The following is a 15,473-nucleotide window of genomic DNA, read 5'->3' as shown; positions in this document are numbered from 1 at the left end:
CACCAATTCGTGACACGCTAATCGAAGGCTTCAGCCACTTCGTTACCTCCATGACTGCTCCGATTGCTTCCGGCTGGAGCGTTTGCCGGGTGGGGTTTGCACCCACTGGAAAGCGCCGCCTTCTCACGGCGCACACCCCAAGCGGACAATCGGGCAATGCGGCCACGGGCCCGATGTTCTCGACCAGCGATGAACTGCCCGAACTTTCCGGCCAAAGATGCGCGGATGTGATATCATCCCGCCACCTGCGGTGATCCGCAGAGGGTCTCCGGCGGGAGGGAACCCCGGATGGCTTCGGATCAGGTCAAACGCAAGCTCGCCGCTATACTCGCTGCCGATGTCGCCGGTTATAGCAGGTTGATGGGTGCGGATGAGGCCGGCACGCTGGCCCGCCTGAAGGAGTATCGCCGCGAGCTGATCGACCCCAAGAACAAGCAATATCGCGGTCGTGTCGTGAAAACCACGGGCGATGGCATGCTCATCGAGTTTCCGAGCGTCGTGGACGCGGTAAGTTGCTCGATCGAGGTCCAGCAGGGCATGCGCGAGCGCAATGCCGATATCCCTCTGGAGAGACGCATAGAGTTCCGCATCGGGATCAACCTTGGCGACGTGATCATCGAGGGACGCGACCTCTATGGTGACGGCGTCAACATTGCGGCTCGATTGGAGGGTTTAGCGGAGCCGGGCGGCATCTGCATATCGCAGACCGTCCTCAATCACGCGCGCGGCAAGATCGCCTTCGATGTCGAGGATATGGGCGACCAAGCCCTAAAGAATATCGTCAAACCCGTCCATGTTTACCGTATCCTCCTTGTGTCCGGCCGGGAGCCTAGGACGTCTCGGTCCCCGGAGCCCGCATTGGCTTTGCCAGACAGGCCGTCGATCGCGATTCTGGCGTTCCAGAACATGAGCGGTGATAACGAGCAAGAGTTCTTCGCCGATGGCATCGCCGAAGACATCATCACGGCACTATCCAAGGCGCATTGGTTGTTTGTTATCGCCCGCAACTCGTCATTCACCTACAAAGGCAAATCCGTCGATGTGCGTCACGTCGGCCGCGAACTCGGCATCCGCTACGTGCTCGAAGGCAGTGTGCGCAAGGCCGGCAATCGCGTGCGCATCACGGCCCAGTTAATCGATGCAGCGAGCGGCCATCACCTCTGGGCGGATCGCTACGACCGCGAGTTGGCCGATGTGTTTGTCGTCCAGGACGAGATTGCGCGGAATATCACCGGCGCTATCGCACCCGGCATCATCTCGGCCGAGATGCAGCACGCGCAGCGCAAAGATCCGAGCCAGCTCGATGCGTGGGACCATATCATGCGCGCGCACTGGCACATCCGCCGCTTCACCGAGGATGATCTGGCGGAGGCAAGACGTCTGCTCGTTCAAGCCATAGCGCTTGATCCGGCCAATTCGATGGCGCTTAGCGATCTCGCCTTTGCCTGCCATTTCGAGGCCGTCTTTGGGTGGGGCGACGGGCGCGCCAAGTCGCATGCGCGGCTCGGCGAGGCCGCGCACAACGCGGTCGCCATTGATGACGGCGATGCGGCCGCCCATACCGCACTAGCCATTTACGATCTGTTCTCCGGTCGGCACGAAGAAGCCCGACGCCGGCTGCGGCGGGCCCTCGATATCGATCCTAACTCAGTGTTCGCGCGTGGATATCTCGGCGTAAGCTACGCTTTCGGCGGCGACTACGATGCCGCCCTGCCGCACCTCGACGAGGCAATCCGGCTCAGCCCGCGCGATCCCCTGCTGGTCATTTGGGTGTTGTGCAAGGGCTGGGCGGCTTTGTTGACGCAGCGATATGAAGACGCGATCGAATTCGCTAGCCACGCTGCCGAAGAAAATTCGGAATTTCCAGACATCTACGCCGTACTAGCTGCGGCGAATGGTCAATTGCGTCGAGTAGATGCAGCGCGAGTTGCGCTGGATCAGTTGTTGCGGCGCATGCCCGCGTTGACCACGAACGACGAGCGCCTCAACCGTCCCTTTGGATGCATGGAACATCGAAAACAGTTCCTCGAAGGCTTACGCAAGGCCGGGATGCCGAAGTGAACGAGGAGGCAGCCGTTGATCGTTGTCGATGACGTCATCGAATAAGGCGGTTCGAGTCAGCTTGTGGCCCTCTTGAGACATGCCGGACGGCCGTGACGAAGTCCGCTTCCGAATGAAGACAGGAAGTGCCGACCCGCCGGTGCGAGGTCTAAAACGACTGTGCCAGATATATTGGCGTCTATCCCAGTCGTTGGTCGACAATTCAGAACAGCTGAAAAATCAATGGAAGCAGGATGGCTGTGAGTACGCCATTTAGGCCCATCCCGAGCCCGGAAAAGGCACCAGCGACCTCGTTGATCTGGAGTGCCCGCGCGGTTCCGATTCCGTGGGAGGCAATGCCCATGGTCAGCCCAACGACACGCGGATCGTCAATACGAGCAAGGCGCGCGATAAGTGGGCCGAGGACGGCTCCGGTAATGCCGGTCATGATCACGAGCACAATCGTAAGCGTCTGCAGACCACCGATCTGCTCGGAAATGCCGACCGCAATTCCGGCAGTGACCGACTTGGGCGCCAAGGAAAGGATGGTCTGCGACCTTGCCCCCATAACCCAGGCAATGCCGACAGCGCTTAGGACCCCAACGGGCAATCCGACACCCAATCCGACCGCGATCAACCGTGCGGAAGCGCGGATTACGGCCCGCTGACGAAATAGCGGTACGGCCAACAGAACGACCGCAGGCCCCAACATAAAGTGTATCGGGTCAGCGCCGCGCAAATACGTCTTGTAGGGGATATGTGTCGCTTCGAGGCCGAGCGAAATGAGGACGATCGCCAGAAGGGTGGGGTTGAGCAACGGGTGATTGCCGCCGAGGCGCGATATGCGAGTTGCTGCCAAGAAAGCGAATACGGTCGCACCTGTTTCCAGGATCGGTTGGTCAGCCAGGCTGACCCAGGTCAAATTTGTCAGATCAAGCGTTGACATCGCGTGCTGCTCCCTCGACGCGTTCGGACCCCGGCTCCCGACTTATTGCAATCGTTCGGCCGAGCCGGTTCACGACAACCATCGTGACAAAAAGAGTAATGGCGGTGCCTCCAATCACCGCGGCCAAAATTGGCGTTGCTTCGGTCTTAAAGACATCCAAATAGGCGATCACGCCGACGCCTGCCGGCACAAACAACATGCCCAGAAACTGAAGCAGTCGGTCTGCAAGGATACCCAGATCATCGGGCAGCCGTCCCCGAATGGCGAGTTCGGCATAGAGCAGAATGAGGCCGGTGACTGGCGCGGGAAGCGGCCACAAGCTAGACTTGGCGGCAATTTCACCCAGGGAAAGCCACAAGAGTACGCGAGCAATCTGTTCAAGCATGGCAATCATCTCCAAAATCATTTTTCGCGGAATAATTTTTGGTGTCCGTCCATTCGCGGACCACCATGCGCATTCACGGGCTCATGCCCCAGAGCTGCTTTCGTTCGATGGAATCGGAACGGAGCCCTCGATTCCCGTTTGAAGCGCTTCTTCACGCGGGCCGGTATTCGCTTCGCTCGAAAACGCTTTAGTTGCGTGCGGCCATTTCCGACGACAAATGGCGCCAGGAGTGTTCGGTTCGGTTTTCAGGCGAACCGATCAAGGTCCATACGCAGACCGCCGTGATGATGGATACAGCAACGCACCACGTGGTCAGTCGCAGGCGATCATTGGTCACGGTAATACCGTTGCAATCGCGAGCTCAGCTTGGGTGACACCCGACTGCCCCGCTGCCAAGTAGATCGCGGCGATTGCGACGAGCGCCAAAACCACGTATCCGACGGTGATCAAGCCGCCGTGATTGCCGATAGGCAGTGTGGATCGAATCGTAGAGTGGGGAATTGCGGGAATTGCAATCTTCATGACAACCCTCCTGCAAATTACTTCCATTCAATACGCAAGGCATTATCGCTTGGCAGGCACAACGGTGCAGTGAAATCGTTCACAAGCGCGCCCGCACCAACAGGATTATTCGCCCTCGAAGATCCGAATGACAGCTCAATTTTTTCGCAGCACCTGCAACGGCGATAGGCAGCCCATTCGGGAAAGTATCTTTTTATCAGCCTCCACCGTGATCGACCGATGGCGAAATCTCACGAGTACAATACGCCCAATCTGTTCTTGGATAATTTCGCAGCTTTGGAAAAGTCGTTTCGTCCGGCGGGCGATTGTTTCGCCGATACCGAGCCGCTCGAAACGCGTTCACGACATCGCGAACCGCGGCGTCGAATTTGTTCCTGAGCCGATGTCGCCTGGTGGCCCTTCGCGACATATTGCACCACCATACGACCCTGGTCGCTAACGGGGCATAGCGGAAATCGTCAGGCCGCCGTCTATCGCAGCGGACGACGCTCGTGACCCAGAGCGGCGAACGAACATGACGGGCCGCGCTGCTATCCAGGCCCTGACTTTGGACCCTCCAGTGTAATCCCTTGCTGCGTTATTGCATTCTTGGTGGCTTCTATTGCAGCGATAGACAAAGTGTGCCGGTGGAAGTTCGGAAAATCGCGCGTGCTTGGCGTAACCCTGAAGCCCAAGCGACCGAACACGAATAGGTAGAGGTCAGCGACAGTGAAATCATCCGTCCCTGCAATCCACTTCCGAATTGCGAGCTGGCTGTCGATATAGGCGAAGTCTGCAGCCAACTGCTTCGCTGCTGCTTCTTGGACAGAACCAATGCAGGCGGTGTCGCTGGCGAACCGCTCGGCCCGCCAAAGCCGGCCAAACGCGGGATGAATCGTACTCGAAAGGTAGGCCATCCAGCGCAGCGCTTCATATCGTTGCGGCGTTCCGGGGACAGGCATGAGATCAAGGTCGGGCGCCATATCCGCGACATAACCGAGAACTGCGGGGACCTCCGTGATCGTGCCGTGGGCTGGAGTCACGAGCGCAGGAACTCGTCCGAGAGGATTAATAGCGAGATAGCTTGGGTCTGATTGCTTACCACGCTCCACGCGGATGGCTTGGTAGGATAGTCCGCTGTGCTCAAGCGCAATGTGTGGGGCAAGGGCGCATGAACCGGCGAGGTAGTATAGCTTCATGGCTGTAACCTCGATGCGGCTGTGTGGGCGACAAGGATAGTATAGAGAAATTCCTTGTGTCGCAGTAGGTCGGCTGTTGGCCCATCGCGACCAATGCGCCCGACCTCGCACCTGTCCGCTGCGTGGGGTAGACCGGACGTTACTGACACAGGGCTAGATTGTAGCGATTGACCCGGAACTGACATTTCAGCCGCTCAATTCCTGCGCTAGTGTCAGCCCACCGAGTACCAAAAGGGCAGAGCATTGGAGGGAAACTTCTTATGTCCACGTTAAAATGCCTTGTTGCCATCGTTGGGTGGCTTATTGCGGCGTATCCGAGCTTTGCCGATGACCGCGAGAAGGTGATCGGCATCTGGAAACTGGTTTCCCAAGAAATTGAAATTCAAGCCACCGGGCAGAAAGAACCCGTCTTCGGACGCTCCCCTACGGGATACGCAATTTTCACGGCTGAGGGCCGTGTAATGTTTGTCCTGACTGGAGAGGGGCGCAAGCCACCACAAACAGTCGAAGATCGCGCCGATCTGCTAAACAGCATGGCCGCCTACACCGGCATGTACCGTCTCGAAGGGGACAAATGGATTACGAAGGTCGATGTTGCCTGGAACCCTGAATGGGTGGGCACCGAGCAAACACGCTTTTTCAAATTAGACGGGGATCGCCTTCAAGTCACTTCGACGTGGCGAATAATGCCAAACTGGGCCGATAAGGGGATGCAGAGGAGCCTCCTTGTATTCGAAAAAACGAAATAGAAGTTTCAATAACCTACCTTCGCGAGCCGGGCGACTATGAGTGCATGCGCCGCGCGTGCATGCCCCGAACGCCTTCCGTTACGTCGCATAAGTCTCTTGTCGGCCCTTCGCGTCATTTAGCTGCCTGCAGAATTTGGTCGCTATCGAAGCATAGCGGACTCTGGCAAGCCGTGCGTTGGCAGATTTATGGGTTCACGGCCTAACTAAGTCAAAGAGCGCATCTCCAGCGCGGCTCGCAACCAGCCTTGATCCCATCATGCTATGGGCCGTACCACCCTCGTCAGCATCGGAAAATGCTTGTTGCCGCCCGCGAACGGCGGAAACTGGACGAAGTCGGCGCGCATGCGCTCGATGATGTCGGAGCCCAGCGCGCGTGCAAGGGCCTGCGGACTGTCGAACATCAGCCTGTTGCGCTGCATGTACTCGACCCGCTGCGACGGCAGCCGGTCGACCCAATCGATGCGCGTGTAGATCTCGATCTGGCGCACATCCGGGAAGGTCTGCATGATCGACGGATGATGCTCCAGGTAGTGCAGATTCCAGGCATTCATGTCGTCGGCCGGCCCGGGATAATGCACGAGGTAGCTGCATGGCGTGACCGTGCCGTTCGCATGCGTGGCGTCGTCGACCGGAAAGGCGCGCGTCACCATCGCCTGGTGCGTCACCTCCAATCCGGCAAGGCTCGGCAGTCCGCTGGCCACCGCAAGACCTGCGAGCACGCCGCTGCGATCCATCGCGGCCTCGCACGCAAACAGGTTCGGAAAGCGGAGCTGGAGCGTAAAGGCCGGCCCGGCCCCGTCGGCCTTGTAGGGATGATCGACCGATTGCTCCAGCGGCGTAAACAGCAGGCCTTCGGCCATCCCCGGGATCGAGCCGATCATGGCGGCCGCGGCCGCAAGATCGTCCGCGTGAATTCGCCGCTCGCCTGTCGGATCGGAGAACGTCATGAACAGCGAGATCATGATGCCGCCGCCTCCTCGCCGGCTTGCAGATGCGACACGAGCACCGCGCGCACGTCATCCGGCCACGGAATCGCGTGATGATCGGCGAGCGAGGTCGCGGCAAGGATCTGGCGCGCGCGCCAGCGCAGGCCATCGACGCCCGTGACCACGTGCGACAGATGCAGCGACGCGCGGCCGATCCTGACGATGTGCAAAGCGAACGACAGGCGGTCGCCGAATTTCGACGGCCGTGAGAAGTCGCAGGTCAGGTGCACCGTCGGGGTACCGATCTTGCGGACCGTGATCAGTTCCGGCCACGGAAAGCCGATCGTGGCCCAGAACTCCTCGACCACGCCGTTGAGGATGTTGAGGTAGGACGGGAAATAGGCGATCCCCGACGGATCGCAATCGCCGAACCTCAGCTCGCGATCGAACGAGAACGACGTCATCAGATCGCGACAACCGGGTGGCGGATGACGCCGACGCCATCGACGCCGGCCTCGACCACGTCGCCGGGCCACAGCCATTCCTGTGGGCTCATCCCGGCGCCGACGCCTTCGGGCGTTCCGGTCGCGATGATGTCGCCCGGCTCGAGCGTCATGCCGGACGAGATGTCGGCGATCAAAGCCGGAATGTCGAAGATCATGTATTTGGTGTTGGAGTCCTGCTTCATGACGCCGTTCTTGGTCAGCCAGAGCCTGAGATCATGCGGATCCGGAATCTCGTCCGCGGTCACGATGCAGGGGCCGAACGGCGCGTAGGTATCCATGCCCTTGGAGAAGATCCACTGCCCGGCGCGGCGATTGTCGCGCGCGGAAATGTCGATCATCACGGAATAGCCGAAGACGTGATCCATCGCCTTCTCGACCGGGATGCGGGTCGCGGTCTTGCCGATGATGACGGCGAGCTCGACCTCCCAGTCGAGCTGCTGCGTCATGCCGGCATTGTGCTGGATCGCGGCGCCCGGCCCGATCACCGAGGTCGGCGGCTTGGAGAACACCACCGGCTGCTTCGGCAGATCCTTGTCGGTGTCCAGGCTTTTGGCGGACTCCGCGACATGCGCGCGGTAGTTCAGCCCGATGCCGAAGATGTTCTTGCGCGGGCGCGGGATCGGTGCCTGCAGCTTCACATCCTCGATCGGAACGGCTGCACCGGCCGGCAGGCTGCCGTTGGTGCTGTCCAGGCACTGCTTCAACGCCGGCAGCAGCGTGACGGCGTTATCGATGAAGGACAGCATGTCGCCTGGCCAGACAAGGCCGCGTGACGCGCCGAGGCGCTCGACATCGACGACCAATCCGTTGACGACGACCCCGAGGCGGCCGCCGCTGGAGCCCAGAGTGTAGGTGACAAGACGCATGAAAGCTTGATCCGGTTATTCGGGTTGAATACTGCCGAGAAATGTCAGGCCGCGACCGGCTGATGGCCGGCATTGTCGCCATAGGCCTCTTCCCGGTAGAGGCCGAGCCCCTCGATGACAGGCAAATCATTGAAGCAGAACAGGCAGGCATCCTCGCTTTCGGAGGGGTTGCCGTGCTCATGCCAGGCCCAGGAGGGAACGCAGAAAATGTCGCGCTCCTGCCACTCGAACCGCTTGCCGCCGATCACGGAATGGCCGTGCCCCTTGGCGACCTGGTAGAGGAAGCTACCGGTGTGGCGGTGCGACCTGGTCTTCTCGCCCGGCCGCAGCATCTGCATGCTGGCGCCGATGGTCTGCATCACATGTCCGCCAGTGATCGGATTGATGTAGTTCATAAGGATGCCGTCATAGGGCGATCCGTCGGTCGCGGCGGCGTATTTCAGCAGCGACTCGTAGGTCGGCTCCCACTCATATTTGAACATTGGTGAATAGCCGTTCGACCAGCGCGAGCCCGCCGGCCGAAGACCGGGATTGCCCCAGGTCTTGGTCATGTCGTCGACGGGATAGCCGGACTCCTCCTGCTGGATCTTGGGGTGCACGACGAAAAAATTGGCCTCCAGCGCGTTGACGAGCGGAATGTCGAGCCCATCCTGCCAGATGCAGACCGAGCCGTTTGCCTCGACGCCATGTTCATGCCAGGTGCCGTTCGGCGTCAGCACGAAATCCCGCGCGCCGAGCGTCATCTTGTGACCGTCGACGATGGTGTAGGCACCCGCCCCTTCCATGATGAAGCGCAAGGCCGAGGCCGAGTGGGCGTGGGCGGAGGCCACTTCGCCGGGGTGCATGACTTGCAAGCCCGAATAGAGCCAGCCGACCGCGGCCGACACGTCGCGGCGACCGGGATTGTTGAGGTAGATCACCCGCCGGCCCGCCTTCTCGGGCGAGACCAGCTCAACCGAGCGCAGCACATGCTCACGCAGATCGCTGTAGCGCCAGAGAACGGGAACGGACGCCGACTGCGGCTGCCACGGCTCGATCTTGTTGGCGACCGTCCACAGCGCGCCGGCCTCGAACTTCTCGAGGTCCTTGTAGTAGGCCTTGAGCTCCGGGGTATCCTCGACATTGGCCCGGCCGATGATGTTCTCGCCCATGCTGTCCTCCAAGTCTTAGTTCATGTCGTCCTGTCGCCACATCCCACCACTGTCGTCCTGGCGAACGCCAGGCCGACGATGAGGATGGCTGTCGATTCAAGTTGCCACACCACGCGGTGTCATCACCCGCGAAAGCGGGTGATCCAGTATTCCAGAGACGGCTGTGCTTGAGCCGAGGGGCCGCGGCGTACTGGATCGCCCGGTCGAGCCGGGCGATGACAGTTGTGGGTGCCTTGCATACCATCGCCGTCCTGGCGAAAGCTTGGACGACGGTGATGGGGGATCGCGATTCACGTCGCATCATTCCGTCCTGCCGGGAATTGAGACGAAGTTCACCTGCTCCGCCGCGTCCGCTGGCTGACCTTCGCCTTCCGCAAGACCGAGCGGCGCCTGCGGACGGCGATTGACCCTGAGATCGAAAATGTCGAACCGGTTGTAGTGCCCGACGATGTCGTGCATCTGCTTCGGCTGGATGCAGCGCTCGAGATCGATGTCGGCATAGACGATGCCTTCATCGTCGATCAGCGGCTCGCCGACGAGACGGCCGTCCGGCCCGATCACGCCGGAGAATGCGCTCGACTTGCGCTGCAGGCGCGCCCGCGCGTCGGGAACCACGGTCTGCATCGCCGCGATGATCTCCTCCGACACGGTCGAGCAGGACACGATCGTGAAGATCTTTCCTTCGAAGGAATGGGCAATGGCGCGCAGCTTGATCGCCTCCGCCATGTCGTAGTCCGGCGGCGCGACGGGGAGCGAGATATAGCTCGCGACGTGAACCAGCTCGCCCTGCCCGAGCAGCGCAAAGCGCGCGAGCGTGTTGGTGTTCTCGCCGCAGGCGAGCCCGCCGAGCCGCCCGATCTCGGTCTCGTAGACCCGCAGGCTCGACCCGTCGCCACCGGTCCAGGTCAGCTTCTCCGCCCAGGTCGGCACCAGCTTGCGGTGCTTGCCGAGCAGCGTTCCGTCCGGGCCGATGAACACCAGCGTGTTGTAGATGGCGCCGAGCGACACCGGGCTGCGCTCGTTCACGCCAAGCACGACATAGCAGGCGGTGTCGCGCGCCGCCTTGCGGACGATATCGATCTCGGGGCCCGGCACCAGCACCGATGCCTTGACCAGCTTCTCGAACCAGGCGCTTCCGGTGACCGGATCGGTGATCCAGTTCCAATAGGGATAGCCGGGCACGAACACTTCAGGGAATGCGACCAGCCGCGCGCCGTTCGCCGCGGCCTCACGCACCAGTGAGGCGGCCTTGTCGGCGGTCGCGCTTGCATTGAGATATACAGGTGAAGCCTGGACGGCGGCGGCTCTAAAGCGCGGCAGCTTCAGCATTGGCCCTACCCTGTCGCTGGCTCATGACCGCCGTCCGGAGCAGAGATCCGCGAAGCCTGACGGCATGGCGCAGCGTTGACTTACTTTACATGTAAACGTATGCTATCGCATATTTCTGGAGGGTGCAATGGCTGAACGGTCTTTTGCTCGTGAAGTCGAGGATCTCCGGCTCGGCGACGGCGACACCTTCCGCGGCGAAGGCATCCTCGCCATCACCAAGGCGCTGCTGCAATCCGGCGTCGCCTATGTCGGCGGCTATCAGGGCTCGCCGATCTCGCATCTGATGGACGTGCTGGCCGACGCCAAGGACGTGCTCGACGATCTCGGCGTCGTCTTCCAGAGCTCCGCCAATGAAGCGGCGGCGGCGGCGATGCTGTCGGCCTCGGTGATGTATCCGCTGCGCGGCGCGGTGGCGTGGAAGTCGACGGTCGGCACCAATGTCGCCTCCGACGCGCTTGCCAATCTCGCTTCCGGCGGCGTCACCGGCGGCACCATGATCATCGTCGGCGAGGATTACGGCGAAGGCTCCTCGATCATGCAGGAGCGCACCCACGCCTTTGCGATGAAATCGCAGATCTGGCTCTTGGATCCGCGCCCCGACCATGAATGCATCGTCAATCTGATCGAAAAGGGCTTTGAGCTCTCGGAAGTCTCGAACACCCCTGTCATGCTGGAGGTGCGCGTGCGTGCCTGCCACATGCACGGAAGCTTTGCCTGCAAGGACAATGTCAGGCCGGCGCACACCATCAAGGACGCCCTGAACAATCCGAAGCGCGACGTCGGCCGCATCGTGCTGCCGCCGGCGGCCTACGAGCATGAGCAGGAGAAGATCAGGACGCGGCTGCCCGCGGCCATCAACTTCGTCAGGGACAACCGGCTGAATGAATGGATGGGGCCGAAGCAGGGCAAGGTCGGTATCATCATGCAGGGCGGGATGTACAACAACGTCATCCGCGCGCTGCAATATCTCGGGCTGTCGGATGCCTATGGTAACACCCAGATCCCGCTCTACGTCATGAACGTCACCTACCCCGTGATCGACACCGAGGTCGCGGAGTTCTGCCTCGACAAGGACGCCGTCCTGATCGTCGAGGAAGGCCAGCCGGAATATCTGGAGCAGGCGATCAACACGGTGCTGCGCCGCCGGGATATCCAGGCCCGCGTCCACGGCAAGGACGTGCTGCCGATGGGCGGCGACTACACCGCGCAGGTGCTGCTCGGGGGTATCAGAGAATTCCTCGAGAAGACCGAGCCGCGGCTGCTCGGCAATCGGCCACCGGCGCCGGACGCAACCGCTGTGCTCAGCCATCCCGAGGTCGAGAAGCTGAAGCAGGTCGTGCCGGCGCGTCCGCCCGGACTTTGCACCGGCTGTCCGGAGCGGCCGATCTTCGCCGCCATGAAGCTGGTCGAAAGCGAGCTCGGCGAACACCACGTCTCCGCCGACATCGGCTGTCATTTGTTCTCGATCCTGCCGCCCTTCAACATCGGCGCGACGACGATGGGATTTGGCCTCGGCCCGGCCTCGACCTCGGCCTTCAACGTCAAGGCCGACAAGCGCTCGATCGCCGTGATGGGCGACGGCGGCTTCTGGCACAACGGGCTGACCAGCGGCATCGGCAACGCGGTCTTCAACAAGCATGACGGCGTGTTCGTCATCGTCGACAATTACTACACCTCGGCGACCGGCGGTCAGGACATCCTGTCGTCGCGTGCGGTGAGCAAGCGGCGCAACACCAACAACTCGATCGTGCAGGCCGTGAAGGGCATCGGCGGGCAATGGGTCCGGCAGGTCGACCGCACCTACGATGTCGGCCGGATGCGCGACACGTTGAAGGAAGCGCTGACGACCAAGGAACAAGGCCCCAAGGTCATCGTCGCCTCCTCCGAATGCATGCTGAACAAGCAGCGCCGCGTGAAGCCGCAGATCAGCAAGGCGATCAAGGACGGCGTTCGCACCGTCAAGGAACGCTTCGGCGTCGACGAGGATGTCTGTACCGGCGACCACGCCTGCATCCGCCTCTCCGGCTGCCCGTCGCTCTCGGTCAAGCAGCTCGACGATCCCTTGCGCGACGATCCCGTCGCGGCGATCGACAATTCCTGCGTCGGCTGCGGCAATTGCGGCGAGGTCGCCGACGCGGCCGTGCTATGTCCCTCGTTCTATCGCGCCGACGTCATTCACAATCCGACCGGCTGGGACAAGTTCAAATCAAAGGTTGCGATGGCCGTGATCGGCTGGCTGCAACGGCGGCGCGATCGCCGGCGTCCGGCGCTCGCGGCTTTAACATGAGATTCTGGGCATGAGAGTTTCGGCATGAGAGACGAGACCGTCCAGCTGGCACTGCCTGCCGCAGGCGATGCGACCGAGCGGCCGATTTCGATCGCGATCGTCGCGATGGGCGGCCAGGGCGGCGGCGTCCTCACCGACTGGATCGTCCAGCTCGCCGAGAACCACGGCTGGGTCGCACAGTCGACCTCGGTGCCTGGCGTCGCCCAGCGCACCGGCGCCACGATCTACTATATCGAGGCGATGCCGCCGCTCGATGGCCGCAAGCCGATCCTGTCGCTGATGCCGACCCCCGGCGACGTCGACGTGGTGATGGCGGCGGAATTCATGGAAGCCGGCCGCTCGATCCTGCGCGGCCTGGTGACGCCGGACCGCACCACGCTGATCGCATCCAATCACCGGACCTTTGCGATCGGCGAGAAAATCGCGCCGGGCAACGGCATCGCCGACCAGGGCGCGGTGACCGGCGCCATCGGAATTGCCGCCAAGACCGAGATCATCTTCGACATGAACGCGCTGGCGATCGCCAACGGCAGCGTGATCTCGGCGGCGATGTTCGGCGCACTGGCGGGCGCCGGCGTGCTGAGCTTCAGCCGCGACAGCTATCTCGAAGTGATCCGCGCCGGCGAAAAAGGCGCGCAGGCCAGCATCCGCGCGTTCGAGGCCGCGTATGACCGCGTGCAGTCGAAATCCCCGGAGCCGACCGCACCCGCGCAATCGGAGGCTGCCAAGACGCCGCCCTCTCCGGCTGCTCTGGATCCCCGTCTGGCCGGCCTCGCCGCCCGCCTGACGCAAGAGTTGCCCGAGGCCGCACGCGCCATCAGCCGGGCCGGGCTGAAGAAGGTGGTCGATTTCCAGGACGTCGCCTATGGCGGCGAATATCTCGATATCCTCGGCAGGCTCCACGCCGCCGATCGTAGCTCCGGCGGCGCCGAGCGGAATTTTGCTTTTACCCAGGCCGCCGCAAAATATCTCGCCAATGCCATGACCTACGATGACGTCATCCGCGTTGCCGATCTCAAGACCCGATCGGCCCGCCGCGCGCGGATCGAGGGCGAGCTCGAATTGTCCGAAGGCCAGGTGCTGCAGACCACCGAGTTCATGCATCCCCGCATGGAAGAGGTCATGGGCGTGCTGCCGGCTGGATTTGCCCGCTGGCTTGGCGCAAAGCCGCGCCTGCTCGGCTGGCTCGACCGTCGCGTCAACAAGGGACGACGGGTCAAGACCTACTCGCTGCCCTGGTTCGTCGCGCTCTATGTCGTCGGCGGACTGCGCGGCATCCGCCGCCGCTCGCTGCGCCACGCGATCGAGACGGCGCACCGGGACGAATGGCTCAAGGCCGCGACGGAGGCCGTGCGAGCGAACTACCAGTTGGGCGTCGAGATCCTGCAATGCCGGCGCCTGGTCAAAGGCTATTCCGACACGCACAGCCGCGGCCTGTCGAAATTCGACAAGACGCTGGCCGCGATCAAGCTGGTCGCGCCGCGCGAGGATGCGGCCGACTGGGCGCGCCGGCTGCGGGAAGCCGCACTCAAGGACAGCTCGGGCAAGGAGCTCGACGGCGTGATCCAGACCATCAAGAGCTTCGCATGACGTCGTCAGCCCTCAAGGAGAGCACAGCTCCCGTCTTCGGACAGATCGAGACCCGGCTTTGGCTGCAACTGCTGTCGCTGCATGGCGAGCTGTTTGCGTCGCTGAATTCGATGCTGAGCTCGGAGTTCGGCTTGTCGCTGGCCAAATTCGACGTGCTGGCGCAGCTCGATCGTTACAAGGATGGAATGGCGCTCGGGCAGTTGTCGCAGAACCTGAAAGTGTCCGGCGGCAACGTCTCGGGCCTGGTGCAGCGCCTGCTGGCCGATGACCTCATCAGCAAGGAGATGTCGAGCGAGGACCGCCGCTCGTTCATCGTGCGCCTGACACCGAAGGGCGAGGCCCTGTTCAGGAAGGCCGCCGACGTGCATAAGAAGCATCTGAGCGAACGGCTCGAAAGCATCCCCGCGCGGGAGCTGGAGACGGCACTGTCGATGCTGCGGTCCCTCTCCTCGAAACTTGGCAGCGAAAGCAAGAAGCAGGGTCGCAGGAAGTAATGGCCAAAGACTCCAGGAGCAGATGGAAATCCGGTCCACCGCGGACGCGGGACCAGCTGCAAAGCTATATTCCCTATCTGTTCAACCGGCTCGCCAATCGCTGGAACCTGGATCAGAACCGTGATCTCAGCGAGCACAACATCAACAACGTCGTATTCCGGACGCTGTCGGTGCTGTTCATCTACAAGACCCTGACCGTCAACGAGATCGCCGTGCTGGCCGTCACCGAGCAGTCGACCGCGAGCCGCATGGTCGAGTCGATGGTGACATCGGGCCTCGTCAAGCGCGAGATCGCGGAGGAAGACCAGCGCCGCCGCGTCGTCGGACTGACCCCGGACGGCGAGGCCCTGCTGCGCAAGATCTGGCCCATCATGGAGAACAACTACGACCGGCTGACGGTCGGCATCGACCCCGACGAGATCGAGGTCTGCGCCCGGGTGCTGGCCAAGATGGTCGAGAACATCCGCCAGAACCAGATCTGACCTGACCTGATCGGATCTGATC

16 protein-coding genes are annotated in these 15,473 nt (G+C 61.9%); 7 read left to right on the top strand and 9 right to left on the bottom strand.

Features of this window, described 5'->3' with window-relative positions; genetic code table 11:
- Positions 1–254: hypothetical protein (locus AC628_RS44765; RefSeq protein ID WP_210190204.1), on the top strand; the 254-nt coding region annotated here is incomplete at its 5' end.
- Positions 255–288: 34 nt separating this feature from the next.
- Positions 289–2,061 carry an adenylate/guanylate cyclase domain-containing protein gene (locus AC628_RS14155; RefSeq protein WP_074127424.1) on the top strand — a complete coding sequence of 591 codons (1,773 nt, stop codon included), beginning with the start codon at positions 289–291 and terminating at the stop codon, positions 2,059–2,061.
- A 202-nt stretch (positions 2,062–2,263) separates the two neighbouring features.
- On the opposite strand, the gene AC628_RS14150 is transcribed toward AC628_RS14155, so the two are convergent.
- From AC628_RS14150 to AC628_RS14135, 4 genes are all read right to left on the bottom strand, one after another.
- On the bottom strand, positions 2,264–2,986 hold the full coding sequence (locus tag AC628_RS14150) for an LrgB family protein (protein WP_074127423.1): 723 nt from the start codon (positions 2,984–2,986) through the stop codon (positions 2,264–2,266).
- Positions 2,973–3,371, bottom strand: coding sequence for a CidA/LrgA family protein (locus AC628_RS14145; RefSeq protein ID WP_168193373.1), 399 nt, complete (start codon positions 3,369–3,371; stop codon positions 2,973–2,975). The genes AC628_RS14150 and AC628_RS14145 overlap by 14 nt, the downstream gene beginning before the upstream one ends.
- Positions 3,372–3,704: 333 nt before the next feature.
- Positions 3,705–3,893, bottom strand: a complete 189-nt coding sequence (locus tag AC628_RS14140) for a hypothetical protein (RefSeq protein ID WP_074127421.1) — start codon at positions 3,891–3,893, stop codon at positions 3,705–3,707.
- 530 nt (positions 3,894–4,423) lie between these two features.
- Positions 4,424–5,071, bottom strand: a complete 648-nt coding sequence (locus AC628_RS14135; RefSeq protein WP_074127420.1) for a glutathione S-transferase family protein — start codon at positions 5,069–5,071, stop codon at positions 4,424–4,426.
- A gap of 260 nt (positions 5,072–5,331) precedes the next feature.
- On the opposite strand from AC628_RS14135, the gene AC628_RS14130 reads away from it, so the two are divergent.
- A complete protein-coding gene (locus AC628_RS14130; protein WP_074127419.1) occupies positions 5,332–5,820 on the top strand; it encodes a lipocalin-like domain-containing protein in 489 nt (162 codons plus the stop codon).
- 254 nt (positions 5,821–6,074) lie between these two features.
- Here AC628_RS14130 and AC628_RS14125 read toward each other — a convergent pair whose 3' ends face one another.
- The 5 genes from AC628_RS14125 to AC628_RS14105 all read right to left on the bottom strand — a co-directional run bounded on the left by AC628_RS14125 (position 6,075) and on the right by AC628_RS14105 (position 10,598).
- A complete protein-coding gene (locus AC628_RS14125; RefSeq protein WP_074127418.1) occupies positions 6,075–6,782 on the bottom strand; it encodes a hypothetical protein in 708 nt (235 codons plus the stop codon).
- Positions 6,779–7,210 carry an acyl-CoA thioesterase gene (locus AC628_RS14120; protein ID WP_074127417.1) on the bottom strand — a complete coding sequence of 144 codons (432 nt, stop codon included), beginning with the start codon at positions 7,208–7,210 and terminating at the stop codon, positions 6,779–6,781. The genes AC628_RS14125 and AC628_RS14120 overlap by 4 nt, the downstream gene beginning before the upstream one ends.
- Positions 7,210–8,118 carry a fumarylacetoacetate hydrolase family protein gene (locus AC628_RS14115; protein WP_074127416.1) on the bottom strand — a complete coding sequence of 303 codons (909 nt, stop codon included), beginning with the start codon at positions 8,116–8,118 and terminating at the stop codon, positions 7,210–7,212. The genes AC628_RS14120 and AC628_RS14115 overlap by 1 nt, the downstream gene beginning before the upstream one ends.
- 44 nt (positions 8,119–8,162) lie before the next feature.
- The gene (locus AC628_RS14110) at positions 8,163–9,269 is read right to left on the bottom strand and encodes a cupin domain-containing protein (protein ID WP_074127415.1); all 1,107 of its coding nucleotides are present in this window, start codon (positions 9,267–9,269) and stop codon (positions 8,163–8,165) included.
- 300 nt (positions 9,270–9,569) lie between these two features.
- Positions 9,570–10,598 carry a carbon-nitrogen hydrolase family protein gene (locus AC628_RS14105; RefSeq protein WP_074127414.1) on the bottom strand — a complete coding sequence of 343 codons (1,029 nt, stop codon included), beginning with the start codon at positions 10,596–10,598 and terminating at the stop codon, positions 9,570–9,572.
- 127 nt (positions 10,599–10,725) lie between these two features.
- Here AC628_RS14105 and AC628_RS14100 point away from each other — a divergent pair, with 127 nt between their 5' ends.
- Genes AC628_RS14100 through AC628_RS14085 form a run of 4 tightly spaced genes read left to right on the top strand, consistent with a single transcriptional unit; the run spans position 10,726 to position 15,451 of the window.
- Positions 10,726–12,885 carry a thiamine pyrophosphate-dependent enzyme gene (locus tag AC628_RS14100; protein WP_074127413.1) on the top strand — a complete coding sequence of 720 codons (2,160 nt, stop codon included), beginning with the start codon at positions 10,726–10,728 and terminating at the stop codon, positions 12,883–12,885.
- Positions 12,886–12,909: 24 nt separating this feature from the next.
- Entirely contained in the window at positions 12,910–14,475 is a 1,566-nt protein-coding gene (locus AC628_RS14095; protein WP_074127412.1) for an indolepyruvate oxidoreductase subunit beta family protein, read from the top strand.
- Positions 14,472–14,969 carry a MarR family winged helix-turn-helix transcriptional regulator gene (locus tag AC628_RS14090; RefSeq protein WP_074127411.1) on the top strand — a complete coding sequence of 166 codons (498 nt, stop codon included), beginning with the start codon at positions 14,472–14,474 and terminating at the stop codon, positions 14,967–14,969. The genes AC628_RS14095 and AC628_RS14090 overlap by 4 nt, the downstream gene beginning before the upstream one ends.
- Positions 14,969–15,451 (top strand): MarR family winged helix-turn-helix transcriptional regulator, encoded by a 483-nt coding sequence (locus AC628_RS14085; protein ID WP_074127410.1) that lies wholly within the window; start codon positions 14,969–14,971, stop codon positions 15,449–15,451. Before AC628_RS14090 ends, AC628_RS14085 begins: the two co-directional genes overlap by 1 nt.
- Positions 15,452–15,473 lie beyond the last annotated feature (22 nt).

The organism is Bradyrhizobium sp. NAS96.2, assembly GCF_001908235.1.
GTDB lineage: Bacteria > Pseudomonadota > Alphaproteobacteria > Rhizobiales > Xanthobacteraceae > Bradyrhizobium.
This window is presented reverse-complemented; position numbering and strand designations above follow the sequence as displayed.

Coding starts and splice junctions, on each gene's coding strand:
- AC628_RS14135 (WP_074127420.1), bottom strand. CDS start 5,071: ATGAAGCTATACTACCTCGCCGGTTCATGCGCCCTTGCCCCACACATT.
- AC628_RS14120 (WP_074127417.1), bottom strand. CDS start 7,210: ATGACGTCGTTCTCGTTCGATCGCGAGCTGAGGTTCGGCGATTGCGAT.
- AC628_RS14110 (WP_074127415.1), bottom strand. CDS start 9,269: ATGGGCGAGAACATCATCGGCCGGGCCAATGTCGAGGATACCCCGGAG.
- AC628_RS14145 (WP_168193373.1), bottom strand. CDS start 3,371: ATGCTTGAACAGATTGCTCGCGTACTCTTGTGGCTTTCCCTGGGTGAA.
- AC628_RS14115 (WP_074127416.1), bottom strand. CDS start 8,118: ATGCGTCTTGTCACCTACACTCTGGGCTCCAGCGGCGGCCGCCTCGGG.
- AC628_RS14105 (WP_074127414.1), bottom strand. CDS start 10,598: ATGCTGAAGCTGCCGCGCTTTAGAGCCGCCGCCGTCCAGGCTTCACCT.
- AC628_RS14140 (WP_074127421.1), bottom strand. CDS start 3,893: ATGAAGATTGCAATTCCCGCAATTCCCCACTCTACGATTCGATCCACA.
- AC628_RS14095 (WP_074127412.1), top strand. CDS start 12,910: ATGAGAGACGAGACCGTCCAGCTGGCACTGCCTGCCGCAGGCGATGCG.
- AC628_RS14085 (WP_074127410.1), top strand. CDS start 14,969: ATGGCCAAAGACTCCAGGAGCAGATGGAAATCCGGTCCACCGCGGACG.
- AC628_RS14155 (WP_074127424.1), top strand. CDS start 289: ATGGCTTCGGATCAGGTCAAACGCAAGCTCGCCGCTATACTCGCTGCC.
- AC628_RS14100 (WP_074127413.1), top strand. CDS start 10,726: ATGGCTGAACGGTCTTTTGCTCGTGAAGTCGAGGATCTCCGGCTCGGC.
- AC628_RS14130 (WP_074127419.1), top strand. CDS start 5,332: ATGTCCACGTTAAAATGCCTTGTTGCCATCGTTGGGTGGCTTATTGCG.
- AC628_RS14150 (WP_074127423.1), bottom strand. CDS start 2,986: ATGTCAACGCTTGATCTGACAAATTTGACCTGGGTCAGCCTGGCTGAC.
- AC628_RS14090 (WP_074127411.1), top strand. CDS start 14,472: ATGACGTCGTCAGCCCTCAAGGAGAGCACAGCTCCCGTCTTCGGACAG.
- AC628_RS14125 (WP_074127418.1), bottom strand. CDS start 6,782: ATGATCTCGCTGTTCATGACGTTCTCCGATCCGACAGGCGAGCGGCGA.